General features: G+C 63.3%; 9 protein-coding genes. 3 read left to right on the forward strand and 6 right to left on the reverse strand.

What is annotated here, in order from left to right; genetic code table 11:
* Positions 1 to 53: 53 nt before the first annotated feature.
* Positions 54 to 1391 (reverse strand): ATP-dependent RNA helicase DbpA, encoded by a 1338-nt coding sequence (gene dbpA, locus ACIPZC_RS03085; protein ID WP_400624832.1) that lies wholly within the window; start codon positions 1389 to 1391, stop codon positions 54 to 56.
* Positions 1392 to 1503: 112 nt separating this feature from the next.
* Complete coding sequence (gene mdtD, locus ACIPZC_RS03090) at positions 1504 to 2931, reverse strand: multidrug transporter subunit MdtD (RefSeq protein WP_241804032.1); 1428 nt, start codon at positions 2929 to 2931, stop codon at positions 1504 to 1506.
* 263 nt (positions 2932 to 3194) lie between these two features.
* On the opposite strand from mdtD, the gene ACIPZC_RS03095 reads away from it, so the two are divergent.
* Positions 3195 to 4175: an RHS repeat-associated core domain-containing protein gene (locus ACIPZC_RS03095; protein WP_400624740.1), complete on the forward strand. Its 981-nt coding sequence runs from the start codon at positions 3195 to 3197 to the stop codon at positions 4173 to 4175.
* 124 nt (positions 4176 to 4299) lie between these two features.
* On the opposite strand, the gene ACIPZC_RS03100 is transcribed toward ACIPZC_RS03095, so the two are convergent.
* The 4 genes from ACIPZC_RS03100 to putA form a co-directional block, all read right to left on the reverse strand.
* Positions 4300 to 5619, reverse strand: a complete 1320-nt coding sequence (locus tag ACIPZC_RS03100; protein ID WP_400624742.1) for a TldD/PmbA family protein — start codon at positions 5617 to 5619, stop codon at positions 4300 to 4302.
* Complete coding sequence (locus ACIPZC_RS03105; RefSeq protein ID WP_400624744.1) at positions 5619 to 7061, reverse strand: TldD/PmbA family protein; 1443 nt, start codon at positions 7059 to 7061, stop codon at positions 5619 to 5621. The genes ACIPZC_RS03100 and ACIPZC_RS03105 overlap by 1 nt, the downstream gene beginning before the upstream one ends.
* Positions 7062 to 7093: 32 nt before the next feature.
* Complete coding sequence (locus tag ACIPZC_RS03110) at positions 7094 to 8896, reverse strand: acyl-CoA dehydrogenase (protein WP_400624746.1); 1803 nt, start codon at positions 8894 to 8896, stop codon at positions 7094 to 7096.
* Positions 8897 to 9126: 230 nt separating this feature from the next.
* Entirely contained in the window at positions 9127 to 13080 is a 3954-nt protein-coding gene (gene putA / locus ACIPZC_RS03115) for a trifunctional transcriptional regulator/proline dehydrogenase/L-glutamate gamma-semialdehyde dehydrogenase (RefSeq protein ID WP_241804028.1), read from the reverse strand.
* 356 nt (positions 13081 to 13436) lie between these two features.
* Here putA and putP point away from each other — a divergent pair, with 356 nt between their 5' ends.
* Positions 13437 to 14915, forward strand: coding sequence for a sodium/proline symporter PutP (putP, locus tag ACIPZC_RS03120; protein WP_241804027.1), 1479 nt, complete (start codon positions 13437 to 13439; stop codon positions 14913 to 14915).
* A gap of 128 nt (positions 14916 to 15043) precedes the next feature.
* The gene (locus ACIPZC_RS03125) at positions 15044 to 15880 is read left to right on the forward strand and encodes a 23S rRNA (adenine(2030)-N(6))-methyltransferase RlmJ (protein ID WP_241804026.1); all 837 of its coding nucleotides are present in this window, start codon (positions 15044 to 15046) and stop codon (positions 15878 to 15880) included.
* The last annotated feature ends 77 nt before the right edge of the window (positions 15881 to 15957 follow it).

Consider the following 15957-nt stretch of genomic DNA (forward strand, 5'->3'; position numbering starts at 1 on the left):
TCCTGTGGGAACTGGCTTGCCGGCGATGGGCTGCAAGGCAGCCGCAAAAAATGTCAGAGAATGCGGACTTTCAGGGCGCGGCCCTTGATCTTGCCACTGTTCAGCCGCTGCATCGCCTGCTTGGCCAACGCCCGCTCCACGGCCACGAAGGCCTGGAAGTCAAAGATGGCGATCTTACCCACCTGCTTGCCCGGGATGCCGGCATCACCGGTCAGCGCACCCAGGATGTCACCCGGGCGCAGCTTGTCCTTGCGGCCTGCGGCGATACACAGCGTGGTCATGACCGGCAACAGCGGTTCGCCACCTTTGTGCTTCAAGCTGTCCAGCTGGTCCCAGCGCAGCGGGCTCTTTTGCAGTGCCTCGATGGCCTGGGCGCGATGGCCTTCGGCCGGTGCCACCAGGCTCACGGCAATGCCTTTCTCGCCCGCGCGACCGGTACGGCCGACGCGGTGCACGTGGATTTCGGCATCGCGCGCCAGCTCCACGTTGATGACCATGTCCAGGCCATCGATATCCAGACCGCGTGCAGCCACATCGGTGGCTACCAGCACCGAAGTGCTGCGGTTGGCGAACATCGTCAGCACTTGGTCACGGTCGCGCTGTTCGAGGTCGCCGTGCAGGGCCTGGGCCACGATGCCCTTGGCGGTGAGGTGGGCGACCACGTCTTCGCACTGCTGCTTGGTGAAGCAGAACGCCACGCAAGACTGCGGGCGGTAGTGGCCGAGCACGCGGGTGACGGCCTCTAGGCGCTGTTGCGGGTCGATCTCGATGAAGCGCTGTTCGATCTGGTTATCGGTGTGCAGGCTCTCGACCTTGACCTGCTGCGGCTTGCGCATGAAGTCGGCGGCCAATTGCTCGATACCGGCCGGGTAAGTGGCGGAGAACAGCAGGGTCTGGCGGCGCGACGGGGTCTTGCCGATGATGCTGGCGATGGCGTCGAAAAAGCCCATGTCGAGCATACGGTCGGCTTCGTCCAGCACCAGGGTATTGAGCCCGTCGAGCACCAGGGTACCCTTGTCCAGGTGCTGCTGGATGCGCCCTGGGGTGCCGACGATGATGTGCGCGCCATGCTCCAGCGAAGCGATCTGCGGGCCCAGCGACACCCCACCGCACAGGGTGAGGATCTTGATGTTGTCTTCAGCGCGGGCCAGGCGGCGCAGCTCTTTGGCAACCTGATCGGCAAGCTCGCGGGTGGGGCACAGAACCAGTGCCTGGCAACCGAAGTAACGCGGGTTGATCGGGTTGAGCAGGCCGATGCCGAAGGCAGCGGTCTTGCCGCTGCCGGTCTTGGCCTGGGCAATCAGGTCCTGGCCTCTGAGGATGACGGGCAGGCTCTGGGCCTGGATCGGCGTCATCGCGGCATAGCCGAGGGCGTCCAGGTTGGCCAGCATGGCGGCGGACAGCGGCAAGGTGGCAAAAGCGGTGGTTTCGGTGGTCACGAGGCGGGCCTGCGTTGCGAAGCGAAAAATGCCACGCAGTCTACCAGCCTCATGGCCATTCGCCCTAAGACTCCATGTGCTGTTCCGGACGACGGGCACGCCTTCCGTCCGTCGGCGACAGCTGCAGGAAGATCGCCGCCGCCAGCATGGCCATGATACCGATGGTCACGAAGGTCAGCTGGAAGGCGCCCAAGGTGGTGTCCACGCCATCGGCATTGCCGGCTGCGGTGAAACCGCCAAGCAGTGCGCCTGCGCAGGCTACGCCCAGGCTCAGCGACAGCTGCGCGACCACCGATAGCAGGCTGTTGCCGCTGCTGGCGCTGGCATCGTCGAGGTCGATCAGGGTTACCGTGTTCATGGCGGTGAACTGCATGGAGTTCACCGCGCCCAGCAGGGCCAGTTGCACCAGCAGTACGGCATACGGGGTCTGCCCGTCGACCAGCCCCAGGCTGGCCAGCAGCAGGCCGAGCAGCACGGTGTTGCCGGTGAGGACGATCCGGTAGCCGAGCCGCTCGATCAGCGGCCGGGCAACGGACTTGGCGACCATCGCGGCCGCCGCCAGCGGGATCATGCTCATGCCGGCCTGCGCTGGCGAATAGCCCAGCGCCACCTGCAACAGTAACGGCACCAGGAACGGCAGGGCGCCGCTGCCCAGGCGGGCGAACAGGTTGCCCAGAATACCGATGGCGAAGGTGCGCACCCGGAACAGGCTGGGCGAGAACAGCGGTTCGGGATCGCGCCCGGCGCGCAGCCAGTAAGCCGCCAGGCATGCCATGCCGGCGAACAACAGCAGCATCACCCGCAGGTGCGGCAGGTGCAGCTCGCCCAGGCCTTCCATGGCGATGGTGATCAGCACCATCGCGGCGCCGAACAGCAGGAAGCCCGGCGTGTCGAAACGGGTCCGTTCGGCGCCGCGCAGGTCGGGGATGAACTTCCACACGGCGTAGCAGCCGATCAGGCCGACCGGCAGGTTGAGCAGGAAGATCCAGTGCCAGCTGAGAATTTCCACCAGCCAGCCGCCAACCGTCGGGCCCAGCAGCGGCCCCAGCAGGCCGGGGATGGTGATGAAACTCATGATGCGCACCAACTCGGTGCGCGGGTAGGCGCGCAGCACCACCAGCCGCCCGACCGGCAGCATCAGGGCGCCGCCCAGGCCCTGCACCACACGGGCAAAGATCAGGAAACCGAGGCTATTGGCGGCGGCACACAGCAGCGAGCCGAAGCTGAACAGCAGGATGGCACTGAAGAAGATGCGCTTGGTGCCGAAGCGGTCGGCGATCCAGCCCGAGGCGGGGATCAGCAGGGCCACGGTGAGCATGTAGGCGATGATCACACCCTGCATGCGCAGCGGGTCTTCGGCCAGCGAGCGGGCCATGGCTGGCAGCGCGGTGTTGAGGATGGTGCCGTCCAAGGACTGCATGAAGAAAGCGATGGCCACCACCCAGGGGATCCAGCGGGCGGTGGTGGGGTCCAACGGGGTGCGTTCGGGCATTTTATCCTCAAATCATGGGCTGGACAGGCACGGGCAGTTTCATGTGGAGGGGGAAAGCCGGTGCGTTATCTCAGAGACCTGCCGAGTTCCTGCGGATTCAACCGCTTGATGCAGAGCCAGATATTTGACGGTCCTATCACTTTTACCAGTTGAGCATTCGACGACACAGGGTGATTGTAGAGGGAGGCGTGACGGCATGCAGGTTTCTCGCCTCACGATTGCTGTGGGTCGAGGTGGGCCTTACCTGGGCGAGGAAGCAGAAAATGCTGTTTTTCTACGAAAAAGGATGTTTGGCCATGCTGATGGATGCCGCAGGGGCTGAACGCCTGATGCGGTCTGGTCGGCTACCGCTGGTCCTGGGCCAGGCTGATTGTAGGCGATTGGTAGCGACTGACGTCTCTTCATCAGTGCTCAGGGCGATCAGTGGCAGCGCAGGCGATCACGCGCTTTGTTACGACGCGTACGGCTGCGACGGTGTGCCTGGAAGGGCCAAACTTAGTTTGGGTTTCAATGGTGAACTTTACCTTCCGCGGCAGACGGTGTATGCGCTGGGCAATGGCGAGCGTTTTTACAGTCCCAGACTCCGGCGCTTCTGCTCTCCTGATAAGTCTGGCCCCTTTACATCGGCGGGTATTAATGATTATGCCTATTGTCGAGGAGATCCCGTCAACTTTATCGACCCGAGCGGGCGTGCTGGCATTCCTACTCTTCAATTTTTGGCAGGTCGGGAAGTGGGGCGCGGGCCTTTTGTAGACTTCTTTAGTAGGGGGACGCCCGCGCATAATAAAATAATTAGCTACGGCCCGGCGGCAGAGGTTCTAGCGCCGCAGTCGATGGCTGGGCTGGACGATGGGATTGGAATAAATCGAATGGTGCAGGATACTGCTGCTTACGACCCGAAGGGTTTTGCCAAGTATATGAAGAGCTATCTTCCAATGACGGATAAGGTATCAGCCACAGCTGTGAGAGATGTCATTAACTCCATCGAGAGAGGGTTGGACTCTAAACACATTCACATCTCACAGACTTTACCTCCGTCAGCACGGGATGCTCCAAAAATCAACATTAGTTATACGGGTATGACGGAGGTGCATGCAGTCAGGCTAAAAGCGGCTCTTGGGCCGTACGAGAGTCGTATTAGCCAACCTAAACTGCCCGCTAGAAATTATCAGCCCATTCCGGTCCGGAAGTCTGTTGAAGTCATGGCCTTGTGGAATGAAACCAACAGTATTCGAAGCACGTAGGGGTTCGATAATAGGGCTGGGTAGCGTTGGCATGGTTCCCTAGCACAGGGTCTCCGTAGCATGCTCTGCATTATACTCCTCTTCACAGTCTGGTCAGGCCTGCGAAGAGGTTGGTATTGCCCTCCTATAGTGTCAATGTCAGGCCTTTGACCAGTGCCCCGGGCAAATGACTCGACCCAGTGCTGCGTTGTCCATAGGTGCTGGTCGACAGGATCATTTCCCGCTCACAGGTCAGGTCTTCCAGCTGGCTGCCCAGCAAGTTGTACAGGCTGTCATCGAAACGCATGGTGCTTACCGGCCCCTGGATCTGACCGTTTTCCACCCAGAAGGTCGCGAAGCGGGTGAGCCCGGTCATGCGCGCTGCCGGCAGGTCCGAGTAGTTCAGGTACCACAGGTTGCTGATGTACAGGCCAGTACCCAACCGCGCCAGGATGTCTGCGTTGGCGAGATTTCCCGCTGCCAGGCTGAGGGCGCAGGGCGATTCGTAGCCGTCTGCGCCATTGGCCAGCAACTCGAACTCAGCAGCGCTGCGGGCACTGATCAGCCGTTGCTGCGCCTGTCCTTGCTGAATCAACGGCACATCCAGGCGCGGTGAGCCTTCATCGGAAAACGCCGGGCTCAACGAACCGCTGACTTGCTCGGAGAAGCTCACCAGCGGGCTAAGCCGCGCATCGCCGTTGTACAGGCGCTGCAAGGCACTGTTGCCAGTCGCCAGGGCCTGCGCGGAAAAACCGCCCCAACACAGCATGCCGGCGATCTCGTCCATCGCTGCCGGCGCCAGGAAAGCGCGGTAGCTGCCGGGCTTGAGGGTGACCGCCGGGCGCCCGAGAAAGCCCAACTGCTCCCGCGCCTGGCGCAGGCGTGCGCTGAAGTCGTCGGCGCTCCACCGCTGGCCGGCATAGTTGGCCTTCACCGCCTCGCCGTTTGGGTGGAACAGGCTCCAATCGAAGTTGAAGCTGTTGGCCTGGTGCCAGCCGAAGGCGCCGAACGAGCTGGCGAAGCCTCGGCAGATCGGGCCCGCGGCGTATATACCGACCAGGTCCAGGTCACCGGCTTCATGCTCCAGCAGCGCCAGCACTTCGCTCAGGTCTGGCAGCGCCTGCGCTTGTTGGCTGTGGCTGTGCCAGGCGCTCTCGTCCAGGCGCAGGTAAGGGTCGACGGCGAGCAGTGGCAGTGTCTGGCGCAGCTGCTGCAGCGCATCCGCCAGGCGTTGGCGATCCAGCTGCGCATCGCCGCTCAAGGTCACTTGCTGTTCGGCCTGGCGGCCATCGCGGATCAGCCGCAGTTGCGCGCTGGCCTGGCTCACTTCGCCGGCCTGGCGGACCTTGGCGTGGTTGAAACGCACGAATTGCGACTGCTCGGCGCTGTAGCTCAGGGTGAACTGCTCGCCCGCGTGCAGGGCGGCGCGCACGTCCCCGACCAGGGTTTCGAAAGCCTGTTTCATCACGCGTCTCCTCCGAATACGTCGATCTGGCGGAACACGCAGGCCGGCGAGGCGTGCCCTACGCGCACCACCTGGTTGGGTTCGCCCTTGCCGCAGTTGGGCGTGCCCAGCACCTGGAAGGTGCTGCGGTCGCCGACTGCCGACAGGTTGCGCCAGAACTGCGCAGAGATGCCGCGGTAATTCGGGTTCTTGACGATGCCCTTGAGCTGGCCGTTCTCGATCAGTTGGCCCCATTCGCAGCCGAACTGGAACTTGTTGCGCGCATCGTCGATGGACCAGGAACGGTTGGTACGCATCAGGATGCCGTGCTCGATGCCTCCGATCAGTTGCTCGAGAGACTGGTCGCCCGGCTCGATGTTGAGGTTGGCCATGCGGTCGATGGGGGCCCGGTTCCAGCCGCAGGCGCGGCTGTTGGCCACGCCGTCCAGGCCGGAGCGGAACTGCGACAGCGCCCCGCCCAGCGGGCGCAGCAGCAGGCCGTCGCGGATCAGGAACTGCTTGCTGGCGGCGCTGCCGTCGTCATCGAAGCTGTAACTGGCCAGCTCTTCGCCGATGGTTGGGTCGAAGGTCACGTTGAGCAGGCTGGAACCGTACTGCAGGTGGCCGAAGTCGCTGGCGTTGACGAAGCTGGTGCCGGCGTAGTTGCGCTCGTCACCGAGAATGCGGTCCATCTCCAGAGGATGGCCAATGGATTCGTGGATCTGCAGCATCATCTGGTCGGGCATCAACAGCAGGTCGCGCGGGCCGCTGGGGGTGTTCGGGGCCAGCAGCAATTGCAGTGCCTCGTCGGCTACCCGGCTGGCCGCGCCGACCAGGCCACAGCGCTCGATGATTTCGACACCACCCTGCTGGCCGAAGTTGTCACGGCCAAGGCTGCGGCTTTGGCTGTCCTGGCCATCGCTGGCCGTTACGCCAAGGCCTGGGAACAGAAAACGTTGGGCATGGCGCAGTTCGGCGCCGGCGGAGTTGAGGTAGGTTTGCTCGACCAGGCTCAAGCCCAGGCTGGCCTGCCAGTCCACCAGGCGGCTGTCCTTGGGTACGCTGGCCGATTCGGCGGCGAGCAGGCCCAGGCAATCGGCAAGGCTGGGGACGGGCTGGTCGAAGTTGGGCGAGACATGATCGTGGCGTGCGCTGACCACGGGCTGGTCGCGCAGGTCCAGCAGGCTGTGCCGGGCGATCTGCCGGGCCAGCGTCTCGGCTTGCTCCAAGGCGCGCTGCAGCCCAGCCTGGGACAGGTCGGCAGTCGCCGCATAGGCCTCCACGCCATTGACCCGCACGCTGAGCATGGCGCCTTCGTCCAGGCTGAAGCATGGCGGTTCGGCGACATTGCGGCGAACCGACAGCGCTTGGTGTGACTGTTTTACATGGCGTAGGGAAAACAACTCGGCCGTACTGCGCAGCGCAGCAAAACGCTGGCGCAGCAGGGCGCTGGAATCGAACATGCGCAAGCCTCCGTGTACACGGTGGCTCCCCCTTAGAACCACTCGTCCTGCATGCCGAGGCAAGTGGTGTCGCGCGCCTCGAGCAATGCCAGCTCATTATGGCAGCCTGGTACTTCCCAAGTCAGGAAATAACGGGCTGCCTGCAGTTTGCCCAGGTAGAAGTCGCGGTCTGCGGCATTGCCCTTGAGCAGGCCAAGTTCGGCATGGATCGCTTGCTCCAGCCAGCGCCAGCCGATCACGCAATGGCCAAAGGCCTTGAGGTACAGCGCCGAGTTGGCAAGGGCGTCGGCAATCTGGCCTTGGGCAAGATCACCCAGCAGGGCAAGGGTCACGGCTTGCAGGCGACTGACCAGTTGCTCGAGGGGTTGGCGCAAGGTATCAAGATTGGGGTGGTGGCTGGCGCGCTCCGCGGTGCTGGCGATCAACCGAATCAGCTGCTTGAGGCCGGCGCCATTGTTTTGCGCCAGCTTGCGCCCGAGCAGGTCTAGCGACTGGATGCCCTCGGTGCCTTCGTGGATCGGGTTCAGGCGATTGTCGCGGTAGTACTGCTCCACCGGGTATTCGCGGGTGTAGCCGTGGCCGCCGAGGATCTGAATCGCCAGTTCGTTGGCCTTGAGGCAGAAGGTCGATGGCCAGGACTTGACGATCGGGGTCAGCAGGTCGAGCAGTTGCTGGGCTTGAGCGCGGCCGTTTTCGTCGCTGGCGGTGTGGGTGTCGTCGAACAGCCGCGCGGCGTACAGGCCCAGGTCGAAGGCACCTTCCACGTAAGCCTTCTGCGCCAGCAGCATGCGTTTGACGTCGGTGTGGCTGATGATTGGAACCGCAGCGCTTCGAGGATCCTTGTTGTCCGGCAACCGCCCCTGGGGCCGTTGGCGCGCGTATTCCAACGCGTACAGGTAGCCGGCGTAACCGAGCATGACCGCGCCCATACCGACACCGATACGTGCCTCGTTCATCATCTGGAACATGCAGGCCAGGCCCTGGTGCGGCTGGCCCACCAGATAGCCGACACACTGCCCGTTATCGCCGAAGTTCAGCGCGGTGGACGTGGTGCCGCGCCAGCCCATCTTGTGGAACAACCCGGCCAGCAGCACGTCGTTGCGTTCGCCACGGCTGCCGTCCAGATTGACCAGGAATTTCGGGACGATGAACAGCGAAATGCCTTTCACCCCGGCTGGTGCATCGGGCAGCTTGGCCAGGACCATGTGCACGATGTTTTCCGACAGTTCGTGGTCGCCGCCGGAAATGAAGATCTTGTTGCCTTTGATTCGGTAGCTGCCATCGCCGACAGCTTCGGCACGGGTGCGGATATCGGCCAGCGACGAGCCGGCGTGGGGTTCGGTCAGCGCCATGGTGCCGAAGTAGCGCCCCTCGATCATCGGCTGCAGGAACAGACGTTTCTGCTCATCGCTGCCGAAGCTTTCGATCAGGTTGGCCGCGCCCATGGTCAGGAACGGGTAGGCCGTGGTGCCGGCGTTGGCGGCCTGGAAGTGGGCAAAGCAGGCTTGCGAGACCAGGCTGGGCAACTGCATGCCGCCGACTTCGAAGTCGCGGTTGGCATTGAGGAAGCCTGCTTCGAGAAAGGCATCGACCGCCGGTTTCACCTCGGGGATCAGTTCGGCGCGGCCATCCACATAGCGCGGCTCGTTTTCATCGGCCTTGCGGTTGTGCGGGGCGAAGTACTTTTCGGCGATGGTGCGCGCGGTGGTCAGCGCGGCGTCGAACGTTTCGCGGCTGTGCTCGGCGAAGCGCGGGCGCTGGGTCAGGGCTTCTGCGTCGAGCACCTCAAAGAGTTCGAAGGCGAGGTTGCGGGGGCTGAGCAGGGTCTCGGGCATGGTGGCGGTCCTGAGGCGGGATGCTGCGAGTGTAGGGAATCGGCCGGTGAGGGGGGAGATTGATAAGTTTGGGTGATATGGGTTCAAAACGAGGAATGGGACGCGTGTTTGGCGTGGGTGTGGAGCATTTCAACGTTATACGCTGAGAGAATTTTCCCACCACATTCCTCTGTTTCGAGACAGGCAAAAAAAGGAGAGCCGAAGCTCTCCTTTTCGTTACCTCAGCCTGTTCAGCCAATGGTCATCAAGCTGGCATTACCCCCCGCTGCAGCGGTATTCACACTCACCGCCCGCTCGATCACCAGCCGCTCCAAGGCAATCTGATGGTCGCCGCTGGACAAGCCGTGCACGCCGACGATCGCACCGGCGCGCTTGGCCACTTGCTGGCACACGCCACGCAGTTGGTCGGAGTCGCCGTGATGGATCACCGCGTCGAACGCCACCTCATCCTTGTTCCAGTCCGCCACCAGCTTGACCTTGGCCTGCAGCTCTTTTGGCAGGCGACCGCGCAGGGCTTTGCCTGGCTCGCCATCCACCCATACCGCCGAGCTGCCCACCGCCAGGACTGCAGCGAACTGTGCCAGCAGGTCGGCTTCGTTGTCTGCCAGGCACAGCACGTGCTCTCGCGGCAGGATGGTGTAGGTGTTGCGCTCGCCGGTCGGGCCTGGCAGCAGGCGGGCGATGCCGCTCTGCGACTGGCTGGCGAACTGGTCGCACAGCGTGGCCAGCTCCGCTTGCTGGTTATTCTGGGCCCAGGCTTTGAGGCTGTGCAGCGGCTTGATCAGCTGTTCGTGCAGGGTGCGGTCCGGTTTGCCTTCGCCGTCCTGTTGCTGGAAGTGCCGGCCGATGGCGTCGGTCGGGCGGGTCGACAGCAGGCGGTACAGGTACAGAGGGCCACCCGCTTTCGGGCCGGTACCGGACAGGCCTTCACCACCGAACGGCTGCACGCCCACCACCGCACCCACGATGTTGCGGTTGACGTACATGTTGCCGGCGTTGGCGTTCTCCACCACCTTGGCGATGGTCTCGTCGATGCGGGTATGCACGCCGAGGGTCAGGCCGTAGCCGGAGTTGTTGATCTGCTCGATCAACTGGTCGAGGTTGCGGCGGTTGTAACGCACCACGTGCAGTACTGGGCCGAAGATCTCGCGCTTGAGCTCATCGAAGCTCTCCAGCTCGATCAGGGTCGGCATCACGAAGGTGCCACGCTTGGTTTCAGCAGCCTCTGCGATCGCCACCTGATAAACCGGGCGGCCTTTTTCGCGCATGCCCTGGATGTGTTTCTCGATACCGGCCTTGGCTTCGGCATCGATCACCGGGCCAATGTCTACCGCCAGGCGGTCCGGGTTGCCCAGGCGGCTTTCGGCCATGGCACCTTTGAGCATCTCGATCACGCGGTCAGCCGAGTCTTCCTGCAGGCACAGCACGCGCAGGGCCGAGCAGCGCTGGCCGGCACTGTCGAAGGCCGAGGACACCACGTCGATCACCACTTGCTCGGTCAATGCCGAGGAGTCGACGATCATCGCGTTCTGGCCACCGGTTTCGGCGATCAGCGGGATCGGGCGGCCCTGGTTGTCCAGGCGGCCGGCCACGTTGCGCTGCAGCAGGCGCGCCACTTCGGTGGACCCGGTGAACATCACGCCCTTGACGCGTTCGTCGCCGACCAGGCCGGCACCCACGGTTTCGCCGCGCCCTGGCAGCAGTTGCAGCACGCCTTCCGGAATGCCGGCTTCGAGCAGCAGGCGCACCGCCTGGGCCGCGATCAGTGGCGTCTGCTCCGCTGGTTTGGCCAGTACTGGGTTACCGGCAGCCAAGGCTGCGGCGACCTGGCCGGTGAAGATGGCCAGCGGGAAGTTCCATGGGCTGATGCACACCACCGGGCCCAGCGGACGGTGGGCGTCGTTGCTGAAATCGTTGCGCGCCTGCACGGCGTAGTAGCGCAGGAAGTCGACGGCCTCGCGCACTTCGGCGATGGCGTTGGCGAAGGTCTTGCCGGCCTCGCGGATGAGCAGGCCCATCAGCGGCTGGATCTCGGCTTCCATCAGGTCAGCGGTGCGCTCCAGAATCGCTGCTCGCTCGGCGGGCGGCGTGGCCTGCCAGATCGGTGCCGCATTGAGCGCGCACTGGATGGCGTTGTCGACGTCGGCAACGGTGGCTTCCTGGACGTGGCCGACCACATCGCGATGGTCCGCCGGGTTCAGTACCGCGGTGGCCGCGCCTTCGCTGGCGGCGCAGGCGAGCAATGGGGTGGCTTTCCAGTCATTGTGTGCCGTGGCCAGCATGGCGCAGGACAGCGACGCCAGGCGGTGTTCGTTGGCCATGTCGATACCGGCCGAGTTGGCCCGCTCACTGCCATAAAGGTCACGCGGCAACGGGATGCGCGGGTGCGGCAGACCGATGCTGCCTTCCTGGGTGGCCATGCGCTCGATGCTGGCGACCGGGTCGGCGACCAGTTCCTGGATGGAGATCGAGTGGTCGGCAATGCGGTTGACGAACGAGGTGTTCGCGCCGTTTTCCAGCAGGCGGCGCACCAGGTAGGCGAGCAGGGTTTCGTGGGTGCCGACCGGCGCGTAAACGCGGCACGGGCGGTTCAGCTTGCCTTCCGAGACTTTACCGACAACCTGCTCGTACAGCGGTTCGCCCATGCCGTGCAGGCATTGGAACTCGTACTGCCCCGGGTAATAGTTCTGGCCGGCGATGTGGTAGATGGCCGACAAGGTATGGGCGTTGTGGGTGGCGAACTGCGGGTAGATGGCTTCCGGTACTGACAGCAGCTTGCGGGCGCAAGCGACGTAGGAAACGTCGGTGTACACCTTGCGGGTGTAGACCGGATAGCCTTCCAGGCCCTCGACCTGGGCGCGCTTGATTTCGCTGTCCCAGTAGGCGCCTTTCACCAGGCGGATCATCAGACGGTGGCGGCTGCGTTTGGCCAGGTCGATGACATAGTCGATCACATACGGGCAGCGCTTCTGGTAGGCCTGGATGACGAAGCCGATGCCGTTCCAGCCGGCCAGCGATGGCTCGAAGCACAGGCGCTCGAGCAGGTCGAGCGACAGCTCCAGGCGGTCGGCCTCTTCAGCGTCGATGTTCAGGCCGATGTCATATTGCTTGGCCAGCAGGGTCAGCGACAGCAGGCGCGGGTACAACTCTTCCATCACCCGCTCGTATTGAGCGCGGCTGTAGCGTGGGTGCAGTGCCGAGAGCTTGATCGAGATGCCAGGGCCTTCATAGATGCCACGGCCGTGGGAGGCCTTGCCGATCGAGTGGATCGCCTGCTCGTAAGACGCCAGGTATTTCTGCGCGTCGTGCTCGGTCAGCGCGGCTTCGCCGAGCATGTCGTAGGAGTAGCGGAAGCCTTTGGATTCGAAGCGGCTGGCGTTGGCCAGCGCTTCGGCGATGGTCTCGCCGGTGACGAACTGTTCGCCCATCAGGCGCATGGCCATGTCGACGCCCTTGCGGATCATCGGTTCGCCGCTCTTGCCGATGATGCGGGTGAGCGAGGTGGTGAGGCCGGCTTCGTTGTGGGTGGAGACCAGCTTGCCGGTGAGCAGCAAGCCCCAGGTGGCCGCGTTGACGAACAGCGACGGGCTGTTACCCAGGTGCGGATGCCAGTTGCCACTGCTGATCTTGTCGCGGATCAGCGCGTCACGGGTGCCTTTGTCGGGGATGCGCAGCAGGGCTTCGGCCAGGCACATCAGCGCCACGCCTTCCTGGGACGACAGGGAGAATTCCTGCAGCAGGCCCTGGACGATGCCGGCGCGGCCGCCAGCGCTCTTCTGGTTGCGCAGCTTCTCGGCGATCCCGGCGGCCATCTTGTTGGTCGCCTCGGCCAGTGGCGCGCTCAGGCGCGCCTGTTCCAGCAACATCGGCACCACTTCCTGCTCGGGGCGGCGGTAGGCGGCTGTAATGGCCGAGCGCAGCACCGACTGTGGCAGGATGCTCTCAGCGAACTCCAGGAAACACTGGTGCGCGTGGTCGGGCTGTACTTCACCGGCATCATCGGCCGGGTTGTTGGCCTGACCGTTGAGTTCGGTCAGGGTGGCGCCACCCTCCAGCTTCTCCAGGTAGTTGAAGATCGCTTGCTTGATCAACCAGTGCGGCGTGCGGTCGATAGACTGCGCAGCTGCCTTGAGTCGTTCACGGGTAGGGTCATCGAGTTTGACCCCAAGGGTGGTCGTCGCCATTTCTTATCCTCGTTATTGCCACGGTTGTGGCCTAAGCTAACGCCAAGAGTAGCCGTAGGACATTTCAGGTGCAACCAGGTGCAACCCTATTTTTTGGCCGAAGAGGTGCAACTCGTCTGATGAATAATCCTACGCGCTAAAGCTGCCTCTTTCTGATGCATTTTGTTCTGAAAAAAGCAGGTTTTGCTCCAGAAAGGAGCAAAAAAGCGGCATGACCTGAAAATGCACGAGAAGGTGCAACTGGCCGATGAAAAGTGGTTGCACCCCATTAACGTTGTTGCATAGGATTCGCCGCCTGGGTGCAACCGTCCCGATTCGGTTGTACATGACATAAAAACAAACGCCAGGGCACAAGCATGGGCAATCCACTAACGATCACTTTCGTGATCTATATCGCGGTAATGGTACTGATCGGCTTCGCCGCCTATCGCTCCACCAACAACCTTTCCGACTACATTCTGGGCGGTCGCAGCCTGGGTAGCGTGGTCACCGCGCTTTCCGCTGGTGCTTCCGACATGAGCGGCTGGCTGTTGATGGGCCTGCCGGGCGCCATCTACTTCTCAGGCCTGTCCGAGGCCTGGATCGCCATCGGCCTGACCGTCGGCGCTTACCTCAACTGGTTGTTCGTCGCTGGCCGTCTGCGGGTGCAGACCGAGCACAATGGCGATGCGCTGACCCTGCCGGACTACTTCTCCAGCCGCTTCGAAGACAGCAGTGGCCTGCTGCGGATCATTTCCGCCATCGTCATCCTGGTGTTCTTCACCATCTATTGCGCCTCCGGTATCGTCGCTGGCGCCCGCCTGTTCGAAAGCACTTTCGGCATGTCCTACGAGACTGCGCTGTGGGCCGGCGCTGCGGCGACCATCGCCTACACCTTCATCGGTGGCTTCCTGGCGGTTAGCTGGACAGACACCGTGCAGGCTACGCTGATGATCTTCGCGCTGATCCTGACCCCGATCATCGTGCTGATCTCCACCGGCGGATTCGACACGACCATCCTGGCAATCGAAGCGCAGAACCCGGCGAACTTCGACATGCTCAAGGGTGCGACCTTCATCGGCATCATTTCGCTGATGGGCTGGGGCCTGGGCTACTTCGGTCAGCCGCACATCCTGGCGCGCTTCATGGCCGCCGACTCGGTGAAATCCATCGCCAAGGCGCGCCGCATTTCCATGACCTGGATGATCCTGTGCCTGGCCGGTACCTGCGCCGTGGGCTTCTTCGGTATCGCCTATTTCTCGGCCAACCCTGACCTGGCCGGCCCGGTCACCGAGAACCGCGAGCGTGTGTTCATCGAGCTGGCGAAGATCCTGTTCAATCCATGGGTGGCCGGTGTGCTGCTGTCGGCCATCCTGGCTGCGGTCATGAGCACCTTGAGCTGCCAGTTGCTGGTGTGCTCCAGTGCTTTGACCGAGGACTTCTACAAAGCCTTCCTGCGCAAGAGCGCCTCGCAGCGTGAGCTGGTCTGGGTGGGGCGCCTGATGGTACTGGCCGTGGCGCTGATCGCCATCGCCATGGCTGCCAACCCAGAGAACCGCGTGCTGGGTCTGGTGGCCTATGCCTGGGCCGGCTTTGGTGCTGCCTTCGGTCCGGTCGTGCTGATCTCGGTACTGTGGAAAGGCATGACCCGTAACGGTGCGCTGGCCGGTATCGTGGTCGGTGCGCTGACCGTGATCCTGTGGAAGCAGTTCGACACCATCGGGTTGTACGAAATCATCCCAGGCTTCCTGTTCGCCAGCATCGCCATCGTCGTGGTGAGCAAGCTCGGCAGCCCGACGAACAGCATGGTTTCGCGCTTTGAAACCGCTGATGCTGCGTATCACGCTGAAAAGTAATACCTGACACCTGTCGGGTCGAGGTGCCCTGATCGCCGGTAACTGGCGGTCGGGGCGCTGTCGAGCGGCAGCCAGGCCTGACTCCGCCGGCAAGGCAAGGTAAACTTGCTGCCCGCGCAGGAGTTGCCATGAACTATCGTCACGCCTTCCACGCCGGCAACCATGCCGACGTCCTCAAGCACATCGTGCTGACCCGCCTCATCGCCCTGATGTCGCGCAAAGAACAGCCGTTCGCCTATATCGACACCCACGCCGGCCTGGGTCTCTATGACCTGCAAGGCGACCAGGCCACCCGTACCGGTGAGTACCTGGAAGGGGTCGCGCGCTTATGGAATCGCGATGATCTGCCGGCCATCGCCGCCGATTACCTTCGCGTCATCAAACGCCTGAACAGCGATGGCGAGCTGCGCTACTACCCCGGTTCACCGGAGCTTGCCCGCCGGCTGATGCGCCAGCAGGACCGCGCCCTGCTCAACGAAAAGCACCCTGAAGACGGGCCGCTGCTCAAAGAGAACATGAAGAAAGACCCGCGCGTGGTGGTGCACCTGGGCGAGGGCTGGCACGTGCCGCGGGCATTGCTGCCAGTGGCGGAAAAACGCGCGATCATGCTGATCGATCCGCCGTTCGAGCAAGCCGATGAGCTCAAGCGCTGCACCACGTCGCTGAAAGAGGCGATCGGCCGCATGCGCCAGACCGTCGCGGCCATCTGGTACCCGATCAAGGACCAGCGCTCGCTCACACGGTTCTATCAGGACCTGACCAGCACTGGCGCGCCCAAGCTGCTGCGGGTCGAGCTGTATGTTCACCACCAGGACAGCCCACAGGGCCTCAATGGTTCGGGCCTGGCCATTGCCAACCCGCCATGGGGGCTGGAAGACGAACTCAAGGCGCTGCTGCCCTGGCTGGCCAGAGAGCTGGCGCAGACTGCCGGCAGCTACCGCATGGACTGGTTGATCGCTGAATAGAGCGGTTGCCCAGTCAGCCCCTGTCGCCGGCGCGGCACGCGCTTAACGCCGCGCCGCGCCTGTCGGAGCCGCCTTGC

The organism is Pseudomonas sp. NPDC089743 (genome assembly GCF_044748785.1).
In the GTDB taxonomy this organism is placed as follows: Bacteria; Pseudomonadota; Gammaproteobacteria; order Pseudomonadales; family Pseudomonadaceae; genus Aquipseudomonas; species Aquipseudomonas putida_X.

Excerpts from the sequence above, each read along its gene's own strand:
- ACIPZC_RS03105 (WP_400624744.1), bottom strand. The coding sequence starts at position 7,061 with ATGTTCGATTCCAGCGCCCTGCTGCGCCAGCGTTTTGCTGCGCTGCGC.
- ACIPZC_RS03110 (WP_400624746.1), bottom strand. The coding sequence starts at position 8,896 with ATGCCCGAGACCCTGCTCAGCCCCCGCAACCTCGCCTTCGAACTCTTT.
- ACIPZC_RS03095 (WP_400624740.1), top strand. The coding sequence starts at position 3,195 with ATGCTGTTTTTCTACGAAAAAGGATGTTTGGCCATGCTGATGGATGCC.
- mdtD (WP_241804032.1), bottom strand. The coding sequence starts at position 2,931 with ATGCCCGAACGCACCCCGTTGGACCCCACCACCGCCCGCTGGATCCCC.
- ACIPZC_RS03125 (WP_241804026.1), top strand. The coding sequence starts at position 15,044 with ATGAACTATCGTCACGCCTTCCACGCCGGCAACCATGCCGACGTCCTC.
- dbpA (WP_400624832.1), bottom strand. The coding sequence starts at position 1,391 with ATGCTGGCCAACCTGGACGCCCTCGGCTATGCCGCGATGACGCCGATC.
- putA (WP_241804028.1), bottom strand. The coding sequence starts at position 13,080 with ATGGCGACGACCACCCTTGGGGTCAAACTCGATGACCCTACCCGTGAA.
- putP (WP_241804027.1), top strand. The coding sequence starts at position 13,437 with ATGGGCAATCCACTAACGATCACTTTCGTGATCTATATCGCGGTAATG.
- ACIPZC_RS03100 (WP_400624742.1), bottom strand. The coding sequence starts at position 5,619 with ATGAAACAGGCTTTCGAAACCCTGGTCGGGGACGTGCGCGCCGCCCTG.